The following is a 3768-nucleotide window of genomic DNA, read 5'->3' as shown; positions in this document are numbered from 1 at the left end:
ACCATGTTTACCCTTTGCCGGAACAGTGATACCGCAAGCTGGCAGAAGATTTTGCCAGGAATACATGGCAGAGGTTTTCACGGTCTGGATCAGGTCAAGCGGGTTTTGGTTGCCTGCTGTTTTTTGAACTGTAAATTTAGGGCGAGTTTGGGTATGCTGTGTATCAGCCATCATTTTTACCTTGCTTAATGATTGTTGGTAAAACGCCTCGCAGTGTTGGTCGCACTTCGGGGCGTTGTGTTTTATATACTGTTTCTTATGTCATCGTCTTTTATCCCCGTCATCTTTCAAGTTGCCTCTTTGTTGGCTACGCTCACTCACCCCAATCGCATAGTTATCTATGCTCAGGGGATTCGTTCCCTTGCCGCCGCGATGCAACCCGAAATCCATAGGGGATATGCTTTAAGCCGCTCGTGATTCGGCGATCCGCTGTGCAATCCAGTTATCAATTTCTGCCTCAATAAAGGCCACAGAACGTGGGCCAATTTTGACCTGCTTCGGGAATTCGCCATCGCTAATCAGTTTATAAATCCACGCTTTGCTATAACCCGTTCTGCGCTGTACTTCCGGCAAACGAATAAAGTTTGTTTTTGCTGTCATTGTCATATTAATTCTCCTGTTACCGAGTCCTTGAGCGCTCATCGTGGACGTTATTTGATGACAGGTGGATTATTTAAAATGCAAGATTAAATGAACAGCGTTAATTGTTTTTCTTCCGATGAAAATTAAAGGGTTGCAAATTGTACTAACGGTTTTTGTTGTCGCGCAGTGGTTTGGCGAAATCATACGGTGTGATGGATTTTTCCCGGTTCGCATCCAGATAATCCGCCCACCACTGCACCATCAGTCGCCGTTCGTCCAGATGTTTAGAGGTGTGAATATACGCCGCTCTAACGTTGTTGCGTTCGATATGGCTTAACTGGCGCTCGATGGCGTCATCACTCCACCGACCGGATTCCCCCATCGCACCACGTGCCATTGTGCGGAAACCATGCCCGCAGACTTCGGTCTGGGTGTCGTAACCCATCGCCCGTAATGCCTTGTTGACGGTGTTTTCACTCATGACTTTTGCGGAGTTATGATCACTGGGGAACATCACTTCGCAATTGCCGCTCAGTTCCTGCAAGGTGTTGATAAGCAAAACAGCCTGACGGCTTAACGGCACAAGGTGATCCGTTTTCATTTTCATGCCGCGCTCAGAAAAGCGAACACCTTTAATAGGTTGCCTTGTGGCGGGAATCTTCCACACCGCATTTTCAAGGTCAATTTCCTGCCAGCGGGCGAATCGCAATTCGCTGGAGCGGACAAATGTCAGCAATGCCAGCTCTACGGCGATCTTGGTCAGCAAGCGCCCGCCATAAGCCGATAAGCGGCTCAGAAAATCCGATAAGGCTTCATGAGGCAGGGCGGGGTGATGGCGTGATTTTACGGTGGAAAGCGCACCCGCCATATCACTGGCAGGACTGGATTCGAGGATATCATTCTGCACAGCATAGCGCATGATAGCGGTAACACGTTGTTGCAATCGCTGGGCGATGTTGTGTTTACCCGCATCATCAATGGCTTTGATGGGGGCTAAAAGCTGGCTGGTTCGTAACGTGGTGATATCGAGCCTGCCAATCTGCGGAAAAATATACTGTTCAAGGCTACGCAACACGGTTTGGCGGTGTCGGTCACTCCAGCGTTTGTTACTGGCGTGCCATTCACGGGCGATATGTTCAAAGGTATGTGTGATTTTCGATGGTGAGGCAGTGCCTTTTTTCTCAGCTTTGGGATCAATGCCCTGTGCCATCAGTTTTTTGGCTTCATCGCGTTTAGCACGGGCATCGGCTAGTGATACCGTTGGATAAACACCGAAGGCCAGTCGATCTTCTTTCTTATCGGTGGGGCGGTAATACTTCATGCGCCAGTATTTTGAGCCGCGCGGTGAAACTTCTAAATAGAGACCGCCACCATCGGCGAGTTTGTAGGTTTTTTCTTTGGATTTTGCAGTTTCGATTTGCCGGGCATTTAGTTTCATTATTAAGGGCATCCTTGTAATCGAACGGTAAGTGCCCCGAATTATGCCCTTCGCTGCATCTTGATTGCAACAGACGAAACTAGACGTAAAAATAAGAATGGATGTTGATTTTGCTGGATTTAGCAGGAATTGTTTTACTTGGCTGGACTTCACTGGAAGTTGAAGTGGTGCCGGAGGCGGAATCGAACCACCGACACGGGGATTTTCAATCCCCTGCTAAGTTAATAAAATGTAACCAATTGATTTTTTACTTAGTTTGTATGCTCAAACGACTGAGTGTACAAAATGAAAATACTTCCGATAATTTCCCCCAAAGGTGGCGAAGGTAAATCTACCCATGCGGCAAATCTGGCGGGCTTTTTCGCTGATGCCGGTCTACAGACTCTCCTGATTGACGCCGATTATTCGCAACCCACATCCAGCAGTATTTTTAACCTGAACTATGAAGCTCCGACGGGTTTGTATGAATTGTTGATGCAGACGGTGGATCTGAATCAGCCAAACCCGTTTATTTCCCGCTCAGTGATCAACAATCTCGATATCATTGTCTCCAACGATCCTGATGAACTCCTGCCGACGGCGATGCTGCACGCCCCTGACGGACGCCTTCGTCTGCGCAATATTTTGCAACATCCACTTTTTCATCAATACGATGTCATTATTATCGACTCTAAAGGCGCAACCGGGGTAATGACAGAACTGGTAGTGCTGGCTGCTACGCACCATGTGCTGGGGATAATTAAACCGATTTTGCCGGATGTGCGGGAGTTCCTGCGTGGCACGCTGCGGATGCTGACCCGCCTTAAGTCATTTGAAAATTACGGCATTCAACTTCCGCTGATCCAGATATTGGCCAATGGGATTGAAGGTACTAATTTAGATCGCGACACGCTCAATGAACTGACCGATATTATCGAACAGCAACGGTATGATGCGTCCGCGCTGGGCGGCAGGTGTGTTTATCAGTTGCTGAACACCCGGATAGATCTGCTGGATATCTACAAACTGGGTCATGTTCGTGCCCAGCCTGTTCATCGTCTTGAATATAAAACTACCCGTAAAAGTCCTGCCGCTGCCCAGACCATGTACAGTCTGGCCTGTGAACTGTTCCCCGAATGGGCTGCAAAATTTGATGCCGTGCTGGTCAACCAACCGACGGGGAACGCGCAATGAATATTATCTGGCGAGCCGTTTGTTTTTGTTATGACAATGCGGAATTACCGTTCACGGATGCACAGGATGAATGGTTTGTGTTTGTCGATGCGCCTGATCGTAAAGCGGCACTGGCGAAATTCCAGACATTATTACCCGTTATCTGGGAGGTTTCGCCTGAGAACGTCGAGCATTTCAGTCCCCGTCATGAAGATGAATTGCGTGAACTGTCACTGATGTCCGGTACACCGGATGATTTGGCCCTGCTGGAATGCGGCTGGCATGAGGGAAAACCGCAGTATTTAACCGCAAAAGAAGTCCTGTTCTGGGTTTCTTCCCCGTATCTGCAACAGCGTTTAGTGAGGGTACTGAATGCCGTCAACAGGGGGGTGACCGATGAATCTGGATCATGATGCGTTACAGGCCATCAGTGAAGCAGAACCCAGTTATGCTTATGCCGAAGTAGGCGTGATTGGCGGACTGGTACTGGAGAATGATCGCTGGGATAGCGTTGTTCAGCTGCTGGCAGCCGACGATTTTTTCTTCCCGGCACACCGAATAATCTATCAGGCCATTGCTGAACTGAGCGAAAAAAA

5 protein-coding genes are annotated in these 3768 nt (G+C 48.5%); 3 read left to right on the top strand and 2 right to left on the bottom strand.

Going from position 1 to position 3768, the window contains the following annotated elements; translation table 11 throughout:
• Positions 1 to 402: 402 nt before the first annotated feature.
• Together ABLA85_RS17945 and ABLA85_RS17940 are read right to left on the bottom strand one after the other, a co-directional pair.
• Positions 403 to 606, bottom strand: a complete 204-nt coding sequence (locus ABLA85_RS17945; RefSeq protein WP_172910679.1) for an AlpA family transcriptional regulator — start codon at positions 604 to 606, stop codon at positions 403 to 405.
• Positions 607 to 745: 139 nt separating this feature from the next.
• Positions 746 to 2020 (bottom strand): tyrosine-type recombinase/integrase, encoded by a 1275-nt coding sequence (locus ABLA85_RS17940; protein WP_367965694.1) that lies wholly within the window; start codon positions 2018 to 2020, stop codon positions 746 to 748.
• Positions 2021 to 2305: 285 nt separating this feature from the next.
• On the opposite strand from ABLA85_RS17940, the gene ABLA85_RS17935 reads away from it, so the two are divergent.
• The 3 genes from ABLA85_RS17935 to ABLA85_RS17925 form a co-directional block, all read left to right on the top strand.
• Positions 2306 to 3193 (top strand): ParA family protein, encoded by an 888-nt coding sequence (locus ABLA85_RS17935; RefSeq protein WP_367965693.1) that lies wholly within the window; start codon positions 2306 to 2308, stop codon positions 3191 to 3193.
• A complete protein-coding gene (locus tag ABLA85_RS17930) occupies positions 3190 to 3585 on the top strand; it encodes a hypothetical protein (RefSeq protein ID WP_367965692.1) in 396 nt (131 codons plus the stop codon). Before ABLA85_RS17935 ends, ABLA85_RS17930 begins: the two co-directional genes overlap by 4 nt.
• A partial coding sequence (locus tag ABLA85_RS17925) for a DnaB-like helicase N-terminal domain-containing protein (RefSeq protein WP_367965691.1) occupies positions 3569 to 3768 on the top strand: 200 nt, incomplete at its 3' end. The genes ABLA85_RS17930 and ABLA85_RS17925, both read left to right, overlap by 17 nt.

It is taken from the genome of Xenorhabdus sp. SGI246, from assembly GCF_040838225.1.
GTDB classification, from domain to species: Bacteria; Pseudomonadota; Gammaproteobacteria; order Enterobacterales; family Enterobacteriaceae; genus Xenorhabdus; species Xenorhabdus indica.
Note: the sequence above shows the minus strand (reverse complement) of the source record. Positions and strands in the feature narration are given on the sequence as shown.